The sequence below is a fragment of the Streptomyces sp. CNZ287 genome (assembly GCF_007827615.1).
The window spans coordinates 80,614-96,345 of sequence record NZ_VISV01000020.1; the positions used below are offsets into that span (position 1 = coordinate 80,614).

Consider the following 15,732-nt stretch of genomic DNA (forward strand, 5'->3'; position numbering starts at 1 on the left):
GTGACGGGCCTGGGGGCGGACTTCCGGCGGCTGTGGTTATCCTCCGCGGTCTCCAACCTCGGCGACGGCGTCCGCCTGACCGCCCTGCCCCTGCTGGCCGCCGCCGTGACCCGCGACCCGGTGGCCGTCGCCGTCGTCTCGGTGGCGGCCGAACTCCCGTGGCTGCTGGTCAGCCTCCCCGCCGGCGCCCTGGCCGACCGGGTCGACCGGCGTCGGCTGATGGTCGCGGTCCAGCTCGTCCGGATGTGCCTGGCCGCGCTCCTCACCGCCACCGTCCTGGCCGACCGCTCCTCGATCGCGGTGCTGTGCGCGGTCGTGTTCCTGCTGGGCATCGGGGAGGTGGTCTACGACGCGGCGGCGCCCACGATCCTGCCGCGGATCGTGCCCCGGGAGCAGCTCACGCGCGGCAACGCGCGGCTCTTCGGCGTGGAGCTGGGCGCCAACGAGTTCGCGGGCCCGCCCCTCGGCGGCCTCCTCTTCCGGCTCGGGCAGGCGGTGCCGTTCGTGCTCGACGCGGTGAGCTTCGCGGCGAGCGCGGCGCTGCTGAGCCGGCTGCGGGGCACGTTCCGGCCCGCCGGGGCGGCGGACGCGCCGAGGGCCGGCGTGGTGCGCGCGATAGGGGAGGGCTTCGGGTGGCTGTGGCGCCATCCGGTGATCCGCGCCCTGTCGGTCGTCGTCACATTCATGAACCTCGCCCGCGCGATGACCATGGCCGTCTTCGTGCTGTACGCCCTGGAGACGCTGGACCTGTCGGCGGTCGGCTACGGGGTGCTGTCCAGCGCCGTCGCGGTCGGCGCGGTCGCCGGGTCCTGGGCCGCCGAGCGCATCCGGCCCGCGGCGGCGGGGCCGTGCCTGGTGGCGGCCGTGCTCGGGCACGGGCTGACGACGGTCGCGATGGGGGCGACGTCGAATCCGTGGGCGGCGGGGGCGAGCAGCGCCGGGTTCGGGTTCGCGACGATGACGTGGAGCGTGCTCACCGCGGCGGTGCGGCAGACCATCGTGCCGGACCGGCTGCTGGGGCGGATCAGCAGCGTGCACCGGTTCCTGAGCTGGGGCAGCCTGCCGCTGGGTTCGCTGCTGGGCGGGGTGCTGGCGGCGGCGTACGGGCTGCGCGTGCCGTTCGCCGCGGGCGGGGCGGCGGTGGTGCTGGCGGCGCTGGTCGCGGCTCCTACGCTGCTGGGGGTCTCGGCGCTGCTCGCCGGGCCGGGCGGTGCCGGTGGTGCCGGCGAGGCCGGCGGGGTCAGTGGAAGCGGGTCGTGACGATGCGGGCCTTGTAGATCTGGGCGCCGGGGCGGGTCTTGGACTGGCCGCCGGAGAAGTAGACGGTCGGGCCGCCCCACGGGGGATCCGCGGGGGTCGGGTCGAGGGTCCACATCGCCTCGCCGTCGGTGTAGCGGACGTAGGACTTGACGTAGTTCTCCTCGGAGATGATCGTCACCTTCCGGGTCGCCTTGTCCAGCGAGTACACCCGGCCGCTGTCGGTGACCCACAGCTTGCCGGGGTCGGTGTAGTCGGGCTGGATGTCGTGGCCGTTGCCGGCGAACGTGATGTCCGTACCCGACTTCACCAGCCGGGCCGTGGAGTTGGCGCCCGTGACCCGGTAGGTGCGGATGACCGTGCCGCCGGTGACCCACAGCAGGTCGTTCACGTCGTCCCAGAGGACCGCGTGCGGCTTGGGCATGTCGGTGATCGTCTGCACCTCGCGGAGCGTGGAGTGGTCGCTGTTGGCGCCGCCGTAGACGTGGATGCGGTCGCGGGTGCCGGCGACGACCACGGCGGCGACGTTCGGGATGCGCTCGATGCAGTGCGGGTAACTGGCCACGGACGCCTCCCAGATGAGGTCGCCGCGGTCCAGCCGGTTGCCGTTGCCGGTGACGGCCACGATGCCGGCGCGGCCGTTGCCGGGCTGGCCCGCGGTCATGAGCGCGATCGTGCCGTAGCGGGTGGTCGCGCGGAAGCGGATCTCGAAGGGGTCGTCCCAGCCGTTCGTGGTCCCCGGGGTGAAGCTCCAGTCGGACGCGGCGGACCAGTCGCCGGTGCGGTCGAAGACCTGGAAGCTGTTGGTGGCCTGATCGGTGAGCGCGATGGGGTAGTCGGCCACCGCGGCGTTCGCCTTCGACGCGCCGAGGGTGACGGCGGCCGGCGCGGCGACCGCCCCGGCGAGGGCTCCGGTGAGCAGGCTGCGTCGCTTCATCGTCCGTCCATCCGTTCGTCGGCTCGCCGGTGGGGACCGGCCGATTTCCGTTGTAATGCACGGGTAATGCACGCCGGTTGCGCCGCGGTTGCGCGGCATGGGGGACGTACACCGACTTCATGATCCTGTCAGGGGCATGACTTCCCACGGCCATTCTACGCGCATAGTCTGAGCGCCGGCACGGCCGACTGCCGGCACTCCCGCGGCAGTTGGCGCACCCCCAGGCCGTGCGCCGTGACCCGGCGCACCTACCCGAGGAGTCCCCATGCGCCCCACCGCGAAGAAGGGTCTGGTCGCCGCCGGCGTCACCGCGGCAGCCCTCCTGGCAACCGTCGCCCCCGCCGAGGCCGCCCCCGCCGACAAGCCCCAGGTCCTCGCGAGCTTCACCCAGACCAGCGCCACGAGCTACAACTCCTGGGCCGCCGCCGAGGCCAACCGCGGCGCCTGGTCCGCCTATGCGTTCAACTGGTCGACCGACTACTGCAGCAGCTCCCCCGACAACCCCTTCGGCTTCCCTTTCCAGAAAGCCTGCCAGCGCCACGACTTCGGCTACCGCAACTACAAGGAGATCGGCGGCTTCGACGCCAACAAGTCCCGCCTCGACAGCGCCTTCTACGAAGACCTCAAGCGCGTCTGCAACCGCTACTCGGGCGCCACCAAGACCTCCTGCAACAGCACCGCCTGGGTCTACTACCAGGCCGTCCGCGCCTTCGGCTGACCCCGTCCCCACCCCCAATCCGGCCCCGGCGGTGCCCCATGCCGCCGGGGCCGGACGCCTGTTCGCCGGCACCTCGGTGTGGGGGTTGAAGAGGGTCCGGCGGTGGGGGTGCGGGGATGAGTTTCCGGCTGGCGGCGTACGCGGTGTGCATCGCGGGCGGCCGGGTGCTGCTCGCCCGGCACGTACCGCCGGAGGGGGAGAGCAACTGGACCCTTCCGGGCGGCCCATGCCGGACATCACGTGGGAGCAACCGTTCTGCCAGGACTCGGGGAACTGCTTCCGCATAGGCACGGACGCGGAGGGCAACGCGCACATCGCCGTGGCAGGCAGGGAGGAGCACCGGGTCACCGACTCCGTGGAAGCACTCCGCACGCTCATCCGGGACATCAAGGCCGGCAAGGCGGACCACCTGCTGTAACGGGCCAGCCCGGCGTCGGATGGGCGGCGTCGGGGGTACCGGCATCGCTTGGGCACCCCCCGGGCCACCCATCTCCTGATGATGCGGGCCTCCGTCCGGTGTCAAGGGCGCTCCTCTCCGCTTCGCTGCGAGGAGCGTCGCTGCGCGATGGGGCTTCGCCCCACCCTTGACACCGGACTCCGGCCCGTAACGACCGGCGGCTATGAGTGGCCCGGGGGGAGCGGCACCCCGTTGAAGGGCCTACGGATCGGTGCCCGGCGGACGGGGGCCGACGCCGCGGCGGGACGACTCCGCTCGCGGAGAGGCCCGGCGCCGACTCGGACCGGAGCCGGGCGACTGGACTGCGGAGGGGCCCGAGCTGGGGTGGACGGTGTCGTAGGGGGGAGCAACGCCCGACGTCTGCTGCACGACGTGCATCCGCCCGGTGATCGCCCACCGGGCCCCTGTCCGTACCGCCGCGGCGGAGAAAAGGAGCCGTAACTCCTGGTAACACCCCTGGATCCGGCCCGAATCAGCCCCAGGCGCCGACTTTCGCCCACCGGGCCACAGCCCATCCCCCAGCACCCGGATCACGCGGAACGCACGTGACCGGGACGAACTCGCGGTAACCCCTAGCAAAAACCAGCCCAAACCGCCCATCGGCCCCGACTTTCGCCCACCCAGCCGCCACGGTCACGCCCAGGCCAGACCCGCGGCCGATCCGAAGCCGGCTGCTGTGACCGGGATGGTCCACCGTGATCGGGAGGCGGCTCGCGGGACGAGCGTACGCGAAACGGCTGATATGACTGGGGCATGCAGGAAGAGATTGCACGGTCCGCGATCGACATGTTCATCTCCGCGTTCAACGCCTCGGACGAGAGCTATGTGACTGCCCTGCTCTCCCAGGCTCTGACCTCGGACGTGGTCTTCTGGGGGCCGTTGGGTCGCAGCGAAGGAATCGAGGCGGTCGAGCGGTTCGTGCTGGACATCCGGCGTCACCCGGCGGGGACCGGCACGATGGTGCGCTGCTCGGCGGTGGACATGCCTGACGAGTGGGCCCGGTACCAGTGGGTCTTCACCGCGCCGGACGGAGGTCCCCGCCTGGCGGGAACGGACGTCGTCCATCTGCGGCGGAGCCTCATCGACCAGGTCATCGTCTTTGCGGGGGAGATCGAACCGTCCGCCTCCTGAGTCATCCTTCCGCCGCTGTCCTTCTCCTGAACTTGCCCCCTTCGGCGCTCGGAGGGCTGCGGTTCATCCCACCGCCCCGACCGCCAACCCGGTGGACCTGTGCGGTCACGGCACTAGGCGGAGAAATGGGAGCGCAACTCGCGGTAACGCCCCCGCCGAATGGGGGCAAATCGCCCGCCGGGCCGGACTTTCGCCCATCCGCGTGCACTCGCCTCACCGCGGGCGGGCGGGCTCGCCCTGAGGCGGGTCGGGTGCGGGGAATCGAGCAGAACTCGCCGTGCCGCCGCTGGGGACCGGGGCAAGTCGCCCTCGTGGGGTGACATTCGCCCGTCGACGTGCAGGCGGCCGATTGGAGGGCCGTTGGCTGCCGTTCGGGGTGTCCGGGCGGAGGAATTGGGTCGTAACTCGCGGTAACACCCCCGGTTCCGGGCTGAATCGGCCCCCGGAGTCCGACTTTCGCTCAGCGGCACGCATGCGCGGGTGTCCCGGATCGCGTGAGCCCGAGGCCGGTTCTGCGCGGCACCGGCCTGGGCTTCCGTCTGCCGGAGGGACCGGTGACCGGGCCGAGCCCGGTTCCGTGGGGCCGCCCTCGTCCGCCGGGGGAGCGGCGAGGAAGTGCAGCCTGCCTCCGGCCTTCGCCCCACGCCTGCCGGGGAGATCGGCGAGGGGGACAGCCCTGGCGCCCGGCGGCCCGGCTCTCGTCCGCTGGAGGGCCTCGGCGATCGGGAGGCGCCCCGGGCCCGGCCCCCTCCCGCCGGAGGGGGATCGGCGATCAGGGGAGACCCCGGCGCCCGGCGGCCCGGCCCTCGTCCGGCGGGGCCACCGGCGATCGGGCCCGGCCCGCCCGTCCGCCGCCCTCCGGCGGGAGGGGCAAGGGCGATCGGCGAAACCCCGGCGCCCGGGGTCCGGCACCCTGCCCGCCGGGGGCATCCGCGCTCGGGGAAGCCCCGGCGCCCGGCAGCCCTCTGCCCCGTCTGCCGGGGGGATCGGCGCTCGGGCCCGGCCCGGGCGCCGGTGGCCTCGGCCCCCCGTCCACCGGGCACGGCATCCGTAGTCCCTGTCGGAGGGCGCCCGCTCCCTCCGGGCCACCCTTAGTCGCCGGTCTGTTTCGGGCCGGAGTCCGGTGTCAAGGGTGGGGCGAAGCCCCATCGCGCAGCGACGTCTCCGGAGCGAAGCGGAGGGGACGCCCTTGACGCCGGGCGGAGGCCCGCACACTCACAAGCGGGGTGGCCCGGGGGGAGCCTTGACGAACCCGCTACTCCCCTCGCCGGCACCCCCGTACACCGGCCCATCTGGCGAAGCACCGCCCGCCCGGCTCCGTACCCCCGCACCCGGTGCATCCCCGGGGCCCCGAAACCAGCACGCCGAACTCGCCCCACCCCACGACCGGCCGACCCCACCCGGCACCGCTCCCCTCCCCCGTTCCCCCGAACCGGCCCGCACCAAGCTCACGTACCACCCGCCCCAACGCCCCCCGCCCCAGCCGCGACCGCCCCGCAAGGGAGCCCACCTCGGTCAGCACGGCGTTGTCAGTGGAGCGGCCTACCCTAGGGCGGGTGTGGGGGTGAAATGTTCCCCGCCCGCCGGTTCCCGCCCCGCCTCGCCTGTTCCACGCCCCCCCGCCTGGTCCCGCCCCACCCCTCGCCCGCCGAAGTCGCCCACCCGCAAATTCCGTTGACCCCCGCCCGCCCCGGCGCAAGAGTGGTCGTCCGGCAGGGGTCGGTCGGCGGCGTGCCTGGGGCGGTGTGGTGGCTGGTTCGGAGATGGCCCGCAGGCTGCGTGCCGGGGGTGCCGGGGGTGCCGGGGGTGCCGGGGATCCGCCTTCCCCCACGCCCCTGTGGACGACGGACTTCCGGCTCTTCTTCACCGCCCGCACCACCTCCCTCCTCGGCGACGCCATGCTCCCCGTCGCCATCACCGCCGCCGTCCTCGGCGCCGGCTACGGCGCGAGCGGCGTCGGTTACGCCCTGGCCGCCCTCGTCGCGCCGTTCGCCGTGCTGATCATCTTCGGCGGCGTCCTCTCCGACCGCTTCGGCGCCCGGCGGCTCATGGTCCTCTCGGACGCGGCGCGGCTCGTCTTCCAGATGGCGCTCGCCCTGCTCTTCCTGGTGGGTACGCCCCCGCTGTGGCAGATCCTCGTGCTGCTCGCCTTCGTCGGCGCGGGCAGCGCGCTCTTCCAGCCCGGCGTCGCCAGCATCACGCCGCGCGTCGCCCGCGACGTGCAGAAGGCCAACGCCACCCTGCGCATCGCCGAGTCGGTCACCCTCGTGCTCGGCCCGTCGCTCGCTGGGCTGCTGCTGGCCGTCTCCTCGCCCGCCGTCGTCGTCGCCCTGGACGCCGTGACGTACGCGGTCAGCGGCGCCTGCCTCTTCGCTCTCCGCGCGGTCCCCATGGGCCCCGGCAAGGCGGCGCGCGAAGGGGCGCCCTCGTTCCGGGCCGATCTGGTCGAGGGCTGGCGGGAGTTCTCCGCGCGCACCTGGCTGTGGAGCGTCATCGTCGTCTTCATGCTCTGGCAGCTCGCCGGCGCGGGCCCCACCACGACCCTCGGCAACAGCACCCTCGTCACCGACTACGGCGCCTCGACGTTCGGCCTGGTCATGTCGTCCCTCGGGGCGGGCAGCGTGCTGGGCGGGCTGGTCGCGATCCGGCTGCGCCCGCGGCACCCGCTGCGCGCCGGGGCGCTGTCGATGACCCTGTGGGCGCTGATGCCGCTGGGCGTCGCCCTCGGACTCTCCGCGCCGCTGGTCGCCCTCTGCTACGGGGTGAGCGGTATCGGCGCCGCCTTCTGGATCGTCATGTTCCATACCAGCGTGCAGACGCACGTCCCGCAGGACGTCCTCGGCCGGGTGCACGCGTACGACGCGGCCGGGTCGCTGGTGATGAAGCCGGTCGGCCAGGCGGCGGCGGGACCGCTGGCGGGGGTGGTGGGCACGGTGCCGCTGCTCTTCGTGTCCGCCACGATGGCGGTGCTCACCTGCCTCCTGCTCCTGGCGATCCCGGCGGTACGGGGCCTGCGGCGCGTCGAACGCTAGCCGCCGCGGCGCGGGTTCGTTCACCGGCCCTCGGCCGCCGCGCGCCGCCACGCCGCGGTGCGCAGCAGCCGCAGCCCGTTGAGGCCGACCAGCACCGTCGAGCCCTCGTGGCCGGCGACGCCCAGCGGCAGCGGCAGGTGCCAGGCCAGGTCCCAGACCACCAGGCCGGCGATGCACACCCCGGCGATGACGAGGTTCTGCACCACCAGGCGGCGGGCCCTGCGGGAGAGGGCGACGACGGCGGGGACGGCGGTGAGTTCGTCCCGTACGACGACGGCGTCGGCGGTCTCCAGGGCGAGGTCGGAGCCCGCGCGGCCCATGGCGACGCCGGTGTGCGCCGCGGCCAGGGCGGGGGCGTCGTTGACGCCGTCGCCGACCAGCAGCACCCGCCGGCCGCCGGACTGCAGCGCGCGTACGGTCTCGGCCTTGTCCTGCGGCAGCAGGCCCGCGTGGACGTCGGCGGCGGCGATGCCCACGCCGGCCGCCAGCCGGTGCGCGGCGGGCGCGTTGTCGCCGGTGAGCAGGAGCGGGGGCGCTCCGGTGAGCACCGCGAGGGCGGCGACGGTGCCGGGGGCGTCGGGGCGGGTGCGGTCGGCGATGCCGAGGACGCCGACCGGCGTGCCGTCGCGGGCGACGACCACGGCGGTACGTCCCTCGCCCTCCAACTCGCCGACCACCTGCCGGGCGGCGGCCGCCGCGTCCGGCGGGGTGCCCGGTGAAGCGCCCGGTGCGGGGCCGGAGTCCGGGCCCGAGTCCGGGTCCGGGTCCTCGCCGCGCAGTCCCGCCGGGCTGCCGACCGTGACGCGGGCGCCCGCGACCGTGGCGGTCACGCCGCGGCCGGGGGCCGCGGTGAAGTCCCGTACGGCCGGGACGGGCAGGGCCCGTCCGCGGGCGGCGGCCACGACGGCGCGGGCGAGGGGGTGTTCCGCGGGGTACTCGGCCGCCGCGGCGAGCGCGAGCAGGTCGTCCTCCGTCATCCCCGAGCCGTCGAGGGGCCGTACGTCGGTGAGGTGCGGCCGGCCCTCCGTCAGGGTGCCGGTCTTGTCGAGCGCCGCCCGGTCGGCCTGGCCCACCTGCTCCATGACGACCGCGGACTTGACCAGCACCCCGTGCCGTCCCGCGTTGGCGATGGCGGACAGCAGCGGCGGCATCGTGGCCAGCACCACCGCGCACGGCGACGCCACGATCATGAACGTCATCGCCCGCAGCAGCGTGGACTCCAGTTCCGCGCCGAGGAGCAGCGGCACGGCGAAGAGCGCCACCGTGGCGGCCACCATGCCGATCGAGTAGCGCTGTTCGATCTTCTCGACGAAGAGCTGCGTGGGCGCCTTGGTCCGCGACGCCTCCTCGACCATGGCGACGATCCGGGCGATCACCGAGTCCGCCGGGTCGCGCCCGACCCGTACGGTCAGCGCGCCGGTGCCGTTCAGGGTGCCGGCGAACACCTCGTCGCCGGGCTCCTTGGGCACCGGCAGCGGTTCGCCGGTGATGGTGGCCTGGTCGGCTTCGCTCGCCCCGTCGAGCACCCGGCCGTCGGCCCCGATGCGGGACCCGGGCCGGACGAGGATCACGTCGCCCACCCGCAACTGCCCGGTGGGTACGTCCTCTTCCGTGCCGTCGGCCGCGACGCGGACGGCGGTGGCGGGGGCGAGGTCGAGGAGGCCGCGTACGGAGTCGGCGGTGCGGGCGGTGGCGATCGCCTCCAGCGCGCCGGAGGCGGCGAAGATGACGATCAGCAGGCCGCCGTCCAGGAACTGCCCGAGGGCCGCCGCCCCCAGCGCGGCGACGACCATGAGCAGGTCCACGTCGAGCGTCTTGTCCTTCAGCGCCCGCAGCCCCGCCCAGCCGGGCTCCCAGCCGCCGGCGGCGTACGTCAGCGCGTAGAGCGGGCCCCAGCTCCAGGCGGGGGCGCCGAGGAGGTCGAGCGGGAGGGCGAGGAGGAAGAGCGCGAGCGCCGCGGCCGCCCAGCGGGCCTCAGGTACGGAGAGGGGCCCGGGGCGGCGGGGAGCGGCGGCCGGAGCCGGAGTCCCGGCGGCCCGGGCGGTCTGCGGGTCCGGCTGCGTGAGGGTGTGCGGCATCGCGGCGTGATCTCCCTGCGGGTGGCGGAGCTGCCTGACCGCCTCACCATACAGGAACGTATGAAGAGGTATTCATGTGTGGGCTGAGTACGATGACGGCATGGGTCACGGAGCCGCCACCCCGGGCGCGAGCGACGGCGGGCGCGTACGCCTCGACGCCGCCACCGCGCAGAAGGTGGCCGCCACGCTCCAGGCCCTGGCCACCCCCTCACGGCTGCTGATCCTCGCCCGGCTGCGCGAGGGCCCGCTGCCGGTCTCGGAGCTGGCCGCCGAGGTCGGCATGGAGCAGTCGGCCTGCTCCCACCAACTGCGGCTGCTGCGCAACCTCGGTCTGGTCACCGGCACGCGCCACGGGCGCTCGATCGTCTACGCGCTCTACGACGACCACGTCGCCGCACTGCTCGACCAGGCGCTCCACCACACCGAGCACCTGCGCCTCGGCCTCACGGACACCCCCGCGGGCGCCGGCCGCGACGACCTGCTCGGCGAGGAATCGGCCGCGGCGCGGGGGTGACCGGGCGGGTGCCCGGGGCACGGTGCCTTCCCGGACCGGTGCCCGCGCTGTCGGTGGGGGTGCGTACGCTGGCGGGGTGACCGGGAGCATCCGCATCGGACCACGCCGCCGCCCCGCCGGGCGGCTGTTCGTGCTGCTGGTGCTCGCGGTGCTGGCGGGCGTGCTGGGCATGCACGCGCTGGGCCCCGGCGGTGCGCCGGCCCCGGAGCGGCCGACGGCCATGGCGCCGGGCCACGGCGGCGCGGAGGCGCCGGCGGCGATGCCGGCGCAGACGCCTCTGCCGGTCTCCGGGACGCCGGAGGCTTCCGCGGGGCACGTCCCCGCGGCGTTCGTCCCCGCGGCGCAGACCCCCGCGTCCCCCGCTTCCCACGCGCCCGTGGAACAGACCCCCGTCGCCACGCCCGCCGGTGACGCCTGCTCCCATACCGACGGGGGCTCCGGGCACCTCGCCCACGCCGACCGTACGTGTGCCGCCGCCGGCACGTCCTCCGCGTACGCGCCGCCCGCCCTCGCCGGCGCCCTGCCCGGCGCTCCCGCCGCCGCGCCCGCGCCGATAGCCGGGCCCGCCGCCGGGCTGCCGGACCGGACGCCGCCGGATCTCGCCGAGCTGCAACTCCTGCGGATATAGCGGCGGCCCGCACGGCATTCCCCCGTACGACCCTCGTACGCCGCCCTGTGCAGGGCCCGTGCCGTGCTGCCGCATGCCAGGACATCCGTACGTTCCGCGCGCCCGCAGCGGCGCGCGCGAAGGAGTTGCACAGTCATGATCCGCACACGTTCCCTGTCCCGCCGCGGCGCCGCGGCGGCGACCGCGGGCGCGGTCGCCCTCCTCCTCGCCGCCTGCGGCGGCAACGACGACGAGTCGGGAGACCACGGCAAGCACGGCGGTGCTTCCGCGTCCAGCCCCGCCGACTCCCAGAAGGAGCAGAACGCCGCCGACGTCACCTTCGCCAAGGGGATGATCCCCCACCACCGCCAGGCCGTGGAGATGGCCGGCCTCGCGCCTGAGCGGGCCGCGTCCGACGAGGTGAAGAAGCTCGCCGCGGAGATCAAGAAGGCCCAGGACCCGGAGATCGAGACGCTCTCCGGCTGGCTCACCTCCTGGGGCGAGGACGTCCCCGCGGAAGGCGAGATGGACCACTCCATGCACGGCTCCGCCGGCGGGATGATGTCCGCCGAGGACATGAAGAGCCTGGAGAAGGCGGAGGGCGCCGCGTTCGACACGGCCTTCATGGAGATGATGATCGAGCACCACGAGGGTGCCGTCGCCATGGCCGAGACCGAGCAGGCGGACGGTTCGTACCCGCCGGCGAAGGAGATGGCCGGGCAGATCATCAGCTCCCAGGAAGCCGAGATCGACGCGATGAAGTCGATGCTCGACAAGGGCTGACCGCGGTGCGCGCGTAGGGCGGGCGCGGTGCCCGCCCTACGCGTACCGCAGCGCCCGCCGCCGGCCCGACACGATGGCCACCAGCGAGACGCTGAGCGTGAGGACGTACGCCGCGAACGCCCAGGCCGCCGGGGACCACGAGGTGATCGTCAGCAGCGTGACCGTGGCGCCGGTGCCGACGAGGACGTAGAAGAGGAGGTTCTCCGAGGCCGGGTCGTGCCACGCCTTCACGACGGTCGGCAGTGCCGCCGCCGCGTCGGCCGCCACGGCGGACACCACGGCCAGCGCCGCCTCGCCGAGCCCCAGCCACGCCCCGAGCGCGGCGCAGGCGGCGACCGCGCAGGCGAGGTCGAAGGCCCCGAGCCGCGCCAGGTTACGCCGCGTGCACACCCCGGTCACCACGACCACCAGCGGCCCGGCCCCCGCCACCAGCGTCTGCACCGCGGGCAGCCCCACGCCGGAGTCGAGCCGCGCGGAGAACGCGATCAGCGGCACCGCGGCCGACAGCGACCACGTCACGGGATGCGGCCGAACGGTGCCGCGCACGATGGCGTACGCGTACCGGACACTGCCCGCCATCCCGAGCACGGCGCTGACGAACACCCAGCGCGGATCGATCACCCCGCGCCCCCTCCGCCCCCGGGTCTACTGCTCTGACCGGGAAGGTACCCCGGGTCGGCAGTTCCAGCAGGTGGATGTCCGGAGACGTCCGATCCGACCGTTGGGAGTGTGGTGGCTGAGCCTGTCCATGTGCGCAGGTTGACCGACCACGAGGGGCAGAAGCTGGAGCAGATCGTGCGCCGGGGCAGCACCGGTTCGGTGCGCTATGCATCCTGGGCCAACCCGATCGAAGCCCACTTCGGATCGCTGCGGCAGTTCACCATCGCCAACTCTCACCACCCCAACCACAACGTCCAGACCCGGGCCCTGCATGCCTGCCTGCGCTGGCGTAACGCCAACGCCCGCCACCCCGACGTCCTCGCGGCGCAGCGTCGCGAACGTGTCCGTATCCGAAGCGAGAAGGGCATCCGCTGGGGTGGAGGTCCCTTGCCGTCGCGAGCTGAACGGTCTGACGAATCCATGCGGTCGCAACCCGAAGGTGCAGCAGAGCACCGGACAGACGAATCACTCGCGCGTACGGCCTGACGCGGGCGCGGCGAGCATCGCTTTGAGGATGCGTTGCAGCTCGACGCGGTCCTGGGGGGTAACCATCGCCAGTCTGCGGTCGTACTCCGCCGCGAGCGCTGCACGTGCTCGGTCGCGTGCTTGTGTGCCCTCGGCGGTCAGTACGAGCCGATGACGCCGCAAGTCCGCCTCGTCGATCTCGCGGCGGACAAAGCCCTTGGCAACGAGGTTGCGAACGTAGACCGTCACGCTCGCCTTGGGCAGCAGCAGCGCAGTCGCGATCTCGGCCGGGTACGGCGATGCCTCCACCTCGGCCAGGACGAAGAACTCCTTCGTCTCCAACCCGAGTTCCGCCAGCTCCCGCGTGCAGGCATCCATCACGACGCCCAGCAGCCGCTGGTTCAGCGTCCACAGCTGCGCCCCGTCGACCGGCATGCGAGCCTCCATCCAGGTGGTACGGTCTCGTATTAGTTTCAGATCGTACAAGACATTATTCTGTACTGGACTCCTATGGAACAACCATCTCACCAAGGAAGCCACGCATGCTTCAGCACCTCACGATCCCGCGCGGACCGATCGAGCTCGCGGCCGACCTCCACCTGCCCGACAACGCCGACAGCACCGCGCCGCTGCGCGCCGTGGTGCTCTCCACGCCCGGCAGCAGCGTGAAGGAGCAGATCGGCGCGAACTACGCGTCCCGCCTCGCCGCCCGCGGCATCGCGGCGCTCGTCTTCGATCCGGCTCACCAAGGGCAGAGCGGAGGCGAGCCCCGCGACTTCGAAGACCCCTACCGCCGCGGTGAGGACATCTCCTACGCCATCGACGCACTCGGCGCGATCCCCGGCATCGACCCGCAGCGCATCGGCGTCCTCGGCATCTGCGCCGGCGGCGGCTACGCCGTGCACACCGCCCGCACGGACCACCGCATCAAGGCGGTCGGAACCGTCGTTCCCGGCAACATGGGCACCTCGTTCCGCAGCTTCCAGCCCGACGGCCCGGCAGCCGCACTCGACGCCCTCGCCGACGCGCGCATCGAAGAGACACGCTCCGGCGAGATGACCCGTGTGAACTGGCTGCCCGACACCCTGGAGGACGCCGCGGCAGCCGGTATGACCGACATCGACACCACCCAGGCCATCACCTACTACCGCACCGAGCGGGGTGGCAGCGAGCACTCCACCAACCGCCGCCTCTCGCGCAGCGACTCCCTCCTGCTGGGCTACGACGCGTTCCACCTGGTCGACCAGCTCATGACCCAGCCACTGCAGGTCATCCTCGCCGGACGCATCGGCAACACCGGCTCTTACGACACCGGCATGCAGCTATGGAAGCTGGCCCCCAACCCCGTCGACCTCATGGTGATCGACGGCGCCGGCCACTACGAGATGTACGACGAACCCGAATACGTCGACGCCGCCGTCGAACGACTCACCAGCTTCTATGCGGACAACCTGTAAGGCATCCGAACCGGCGAACCTATGCGGTCACAGCACTAGCTAGCAACTGCAGTCGCAGCAACCGCAATCGCAGTCGCAGCAACCGCCGTCGTCGCCGTCATCGTCGCCGCCGCAGCACTGGCACCAGTTGCACATTTCGCCGCAGCCCTCGCAACAGCCGCTCCTGTCGGTGTGCCGCTCCGTCTCCTCCTCGCCCTGCCCCAGCGGTACGAACTCCGGCGGCGGCGGGCCGAACCCGCCGCCCGCGTGGGCGAAGGTGCGGCGGACCGCCCGTTCCAGCTCGCCGACCAGCAGGGCGCGGACCAGCCGGTCGTCGGTGAACTCCGCGTCCGCCAGGGCGAGTGCCACGCCGCGGGTCGCGTCGTCGCACAACTGCCGTACCCGGGCGGGGGGAGTGGCCGTCGCCGTGATCGGGTTCCACGCGCCCGTGCGGCGGTCGTCCTCCGCGTCCTGTACGGCGTCCAGCAGGTGCGCGACCCGGCCGAAGAGGCGGCCGGCCTCGGCCAGCGCGGCCTCGTTCCCGGGCCGGCCCGCCAGCTTCGCGGTGTGCGCGAACGCCGCCGCCGTCGCCAGCTCCGTCGGCTCGGTCACCACCAGCACCGACGTGCCGGGCCCCGCCAGCGCCTCCACCTCCCGCTGCCGCTCCACCGCCTCGACGAGCACCCCGGTGTCGAACCCCAGCCCGGCGCCGCCCCGGGCCCCGGCCGCCTCCCAGCCCCCGGCCACCCGCCGCGCCGGGGCGGCCAGCACCGGCCGCGCCAGCGCCCCGTCGCCGTCGGCGACGTGGTCGCGGATCTTCGCCGAGGCCAGCAGCAGCGACACCACGGCCGCCAGTTGCGCCCCGTCCCCGTGCGCCACCTCCGCCCGCCGCATCCGGCGCAGCGGGCACGGCCCGGCGGTGCGCCAGCCGCCGCCGGCCTTGCCCTCCGCCGGGGCGGCCTGCGCGTCGTACAGCACAGATATGAGCAGCCCGTCGTGGTTGGTGGCCGCCCGCGCGACCTGCCCGCCCTGGCCGCGCAGCGCCAGGCACAGCCCGCACAAATGCCCCAGCCACTCCTTGGCGAGCCCCTTCGGCAGCCGGCAGCGGCACGGCCGAATGATGCCGAACATGCGTCTCCCCTCCCGCATTCCCCGTGTCCAGTGGAAGACGAGGCTACGCGCGGCCCGGTTCGCCCGCGGGCGTCTCCCACCACGACAGATGGGCGGCGGCCTGCGCCGCCGGCTCGATGATCTCCCAGGCTTCCGCGATCAGCCCGTCCTCGATCCGCCAGACGTCGGCCACCGTGATCTCCGGCCCGCCGCCGGGGAGCCACCGCCGGGAGTGCATGACGACGTGGTCGCCGTCGGCCAGCAGGTGGTGGATCTCGACCCGCATGCCGGCGAGCGGGATGAGCGCCGCGCGTACGGCGGCCAGCCAGGCCGTCTTGTCCGAGGTGGTCGCGTCGGGCCGGTGGTGGACGAAGTCGTCGTGCAGCAGCGGCGCGAGGCCGTCGGTGCTGCCCGTCTCGACCAGAGCGGCGAGTGCCTGTCCGACGAGGGTCTTGTTGCTCTCTGCGGTCATGGGACGCAGTGTTTCCGCGGTCGCGGCGGCTGTCGATGACATGGCATTTCATGGGCGTACGAGGCCGCGGTGCGT

Annotated in this window: 15 protein-coding genes and 2 pseudogenes; 11 read left to right on the forward strand and 6 right to left on the reverse strand. The window is 73.6% G+C overall.

Annotation, left to right across the window (positions count from 1 at the left end; all coding sequences use genetic code 11):
• A complete protein-coding gene (locus tag FB457_RS28915) occupies positions 1-1,260 on the forward strand; it encodes an MFS transporter (protein ID WP_047016619.1) in 1,260 nt (419 codons plus the stop codon).
• Here FB457_RS28915 and FB457_RS28920 read toward each other — a convergent pair.
• Complete coding sequence (locus FB457_RS28920; protein ID WP_047016618.1) at positions 1,241-2,194, reverse strand: DUF6528 family protein; 954 nt, start codon at positions 2,192-2,194, stop codon at positions 1,241-1,243. The two genes, FB457_RS28915 and FB457_RS28920, sit on opposite strands and share 20 nt — an antisense overlap.
• Positions 2,195-2,459: 265 nt before the next feature.
• On the opposite strand from FB457_RS28920, the gene FB457_RS28925 reads away from it, so the two are divergent.
• The 5 genes and pseudogenes from FB457_RS28925 to FB457_RS28945 all read left to right on the forward strand — a co-directional run bounded on the left by FB457_RS28925 (position 2,460) and on the right by FB457_RS28945 (position 7,532).
• Positions 2,460-2,912 (forward strand): phospholipase, encoded by a 453-nt coding sequence (locus tag FB457_RS28925; RefSeq protein ID WP_047016617.1) that lies wholly within the window; start codon positions 2,460-2,462, stop codon positions 2,910-2,912.
• Positions 2,913-3,028: 116 nt separating this feature from the next.
• Positions 3,029-3,136 (forward strand): annotated as a pseudogene (locus FB457_RS36510) (NUDIX hydrolase); the annotation flags it as partial.
• 2 nt (positions 3,137-3,138) lie between these two features.
• Positions 3,139-3,330, forward strand: coding sequence for a hypothetical protein (locus tag FB457_RS28935; RefSeq protein ID WP_047016616.1), 192 nt, complete (start codon positions 3,139-3,141; stop codon positions 3,328-3,330).
• 792 nt (positions 3,331-4,122) lie between these two features.
• Positions 4,123-4,500, forward strand: coding sequence for a nuclear transport factor 2 family protein (locus FB457_RS28940; protein ID WP_047016615.1), 378 nt, complete (start codon positions 4,123-4,125; stop codon positions 4,498-4,500).
• 1,748 nt (positions 4,501-6,248) lie between these two features.
• Positions 6,249-7,532 carry an MFS transporter gene (locus FB457_RS28945; protein ID WP_486589167.1) on the forward strand — a complete coding sequence of 428 codons (1,284 nt, stop codon included), beginning with the start codon at positions 6,249-6,251 and terminating at the stop codon, positions 7,530-7,532.
• A 20-nt stretch (positions 7,533-7,552) separates the two neighbouring features.
• On the opposite strand, the gene FB457_RS28950 is transcribed toward FB457_RS28945, so the two are convergent.
• The gene (locus tag FB457_RS28950; protein WP_145783744.1) at positions 7,553-9,610 is read right to left on the reverse strand and encodes a heavy metal translocating P-type ATPase; all 2,058 of its coding nucleotides are present in this window, start codon (positions 9,608-9,610) and stop codon (positions 7,553-7,555) included.
• Between the two features lie 100 nt (positions 9,611-9,710).
• Here FB457_RS28950 and FB457_RS28955 point away from each other — a divergent pair, with 100 nt between their 5' ends.
• The 3 genes from FB457_RS28955 (at position 9,711) to FB457_RS28965 (ending at position 11,514) form a co-directional block, all read left to right on the forward strand.
• The gene (locus FB457_RS28955; protein ID WP_047020076.1) at positions 9,711-10,124 is read left to right on the forward strand and encodes an ArsR/SmtB family transcription factor; all 414 of its coding nucleotides are present in this window, start codon (positions 9,711-9,713) and stop codon (positions 10,122-10,124) included.
• A 76-nt stretch (positions 10,125-10,200) separates the two neighbouring features.
• Positions 10,201-10,752 (forward strand): DUF6153 family protein, encoded by a 552-nt coding sequence (locus FB457_RS28960; RefSeq protein WP_145783746.1) that lies wholly within the window; start codon positions 10,201-10,203, stop codon positions 10,750-10,752.
• A 135-nt stretch (positions 10,753-10,887) separates the two neighbouring features.
• Positions 10,888-11,514, forward strand: a complete 627-nt coding sequence (locus FB457_RS28965) for a DUF305 domain-containing protein (RefSeq protein ID WP_145783748.1) — start codon at positions 10,888-10,890, stop codon at positions 11,512-11,514.
• A 36-nt stretch (positions 11,515-11,550) separates the two neighbouring features.
• Here FB457_RS28965 and FB457_RS28970 read toward each other — a convergent pair whose 3' ends face one another.
• On the reverse strand, positions 11,551-12,135 hold the full coding sequence (locus FB457_RS28970; RefSeq protein WP_145783750.1) for a hypothetical protein: 585 nt from the start codon (positions 12,133-12,135) through the stop codon (positions 11,551-11,553).
• Between the two features lie 204 nt (positions 12,136-12,339).
• On the opposite strand from FB457_RS28970, the pseudogene FB457_RS28975 reads away from it, so the two are divergent.
• A pseudogene (locus FB457_RS28975) lies at positions 12,340-12,555 on the forward strand (IS630 family transposase); the annotation flags it as partial.
• 84 nt (positions 12,556-12,639) lie between these two features.
• Here the strand turns inward: FB457_RS28975 and FB457_RS28980 are convergent.
• A complete protein-coding gene (locus FB457_RS28980; protein WP_047016610.1) occupies positions 12,640-13,074 on the reverse strand; it encodes a MarR family winged helix-turn-helix transcriptional regulator in 435 nt (144 codons plus the stop codon).
• A gap of 107 nt (positions 13,075-13,181) precedes the next feature.
• Between FB457_RS28980 and FB457_RS28985 the strand changes: the two genes are divergently transcribed.
• Positions 13,182-14,096 (forward strand): alpha/beta hydrolase, encoded by a 915-nt coding sequence (locus FB457_RS28985; protein ID WP_047016609.1) that lies wholly within the window; start codon positions 13,182-13,184, stop codon positions 14,094-14,096.
• Between the two features lie 39 nt (positions 14,097-14,135).
• Here the strand turns inward: FB457_RS28985 and FB457_RS28990 are convergent, their stop codons facing one another.
• Entirely contained in the window at positions 14,136-15,206 is a 1,071-nt protein-coding gene (locus FB457_RS28990; protein WP_047016608.1) for a DUF5685 family protein, read from the reverse strand.
• A 43-nt stretch (positions 15,207-15,249) separates the two neighbouring features.
• Positions 15,250-15,657: a nuclear transport factor 2 family protein gene (locus FB457_RS28995; protein WP_047016607.1), complete on the reverse strand. Its 408-nt coding sequence runs from the start codon at positions 15,655-15,657 to the stop codon at positions 15,250-15,252.
• Between the last annotated feature and the right edge of the window lie 75 nt (positions 15,658-15,732).

Coding starts and splice junctions, on each gene's coding strand:
- FB457_RS28920 (WP_047016618.1), bottom strand. CDS start 2,194: ATGAAGCGACGCAGCCTGCTCACCGGAGCCCTCGCCGGGGCGGTCGCC.
- FB457_RS28925 (WP_047016617.1), top strand. CDS start 2,460: ATGCGCCCCACCGCGAAGAAGGGTCTGGTCGCCGCCGGCGTCACCGCG.
- FB457_RS28935 (WP_047016616.1), top strand. CDS start 3,139: ATGCCGGACATCACGTGGGAGCAACCGTTCTGCCAGGACTCGGGGAAC.
- FB457_RS28940 (WP_047016615.1), top strand. CDS start 4,123: ATGCAGGAAGAGATTGCACGGTCCGCGATCGACATGTTCATCTCCGCG.
- FB457_RS28950 (WP_145783744.1), bottom strand. CDS start 9,610: ATGCCGCACACCCTCACGCAGCCGGACCCGCAGACCGCCCGGGCCGCC.
- FB457_RS28955 (WP_047020076.1), top strand. CDS start 9,711: ATGGGTCACGGAGCCGCCACCCCGGGCGCGAGCGACGGCGGGCGCGTA.
- FB457_RS28965 (WP_145783748.1), top strand. CDS start 10,888: ATGATCCGCACACGTTCCCTGTCCCGCCGCGGCGCCGCGGCGGCGACC.
- FB457_RS28980 (WP_047016610.1), bottom strand. CDS start 13,074: ATGCCGGTCGACGGGGCGCAGCTGTGGACGCTGAACCAGCGGCTGCTG.
- FB457_RS28985 (WP_047016609.1), top strand. CDS start 13,182: ATGCTTCAGCACCTCACGATCCCGCGCGGACCGATCGAGCTCGCGGCC.
- FB457_RS28990 (WP_047016608.1), bottom strand. CDS start 15,206: ATGTTCGGCATCATTCGGCCGTGCCGCTGCCGGCTGCCGAAGGGGCTC.
- FB457_RS28995 (WP_047016607.1), bottom strand. CDS start 15,657: ATGACCGCAGAGAGCAACAAGACCCTCGTCGGACAGGCACTCGCCGCT.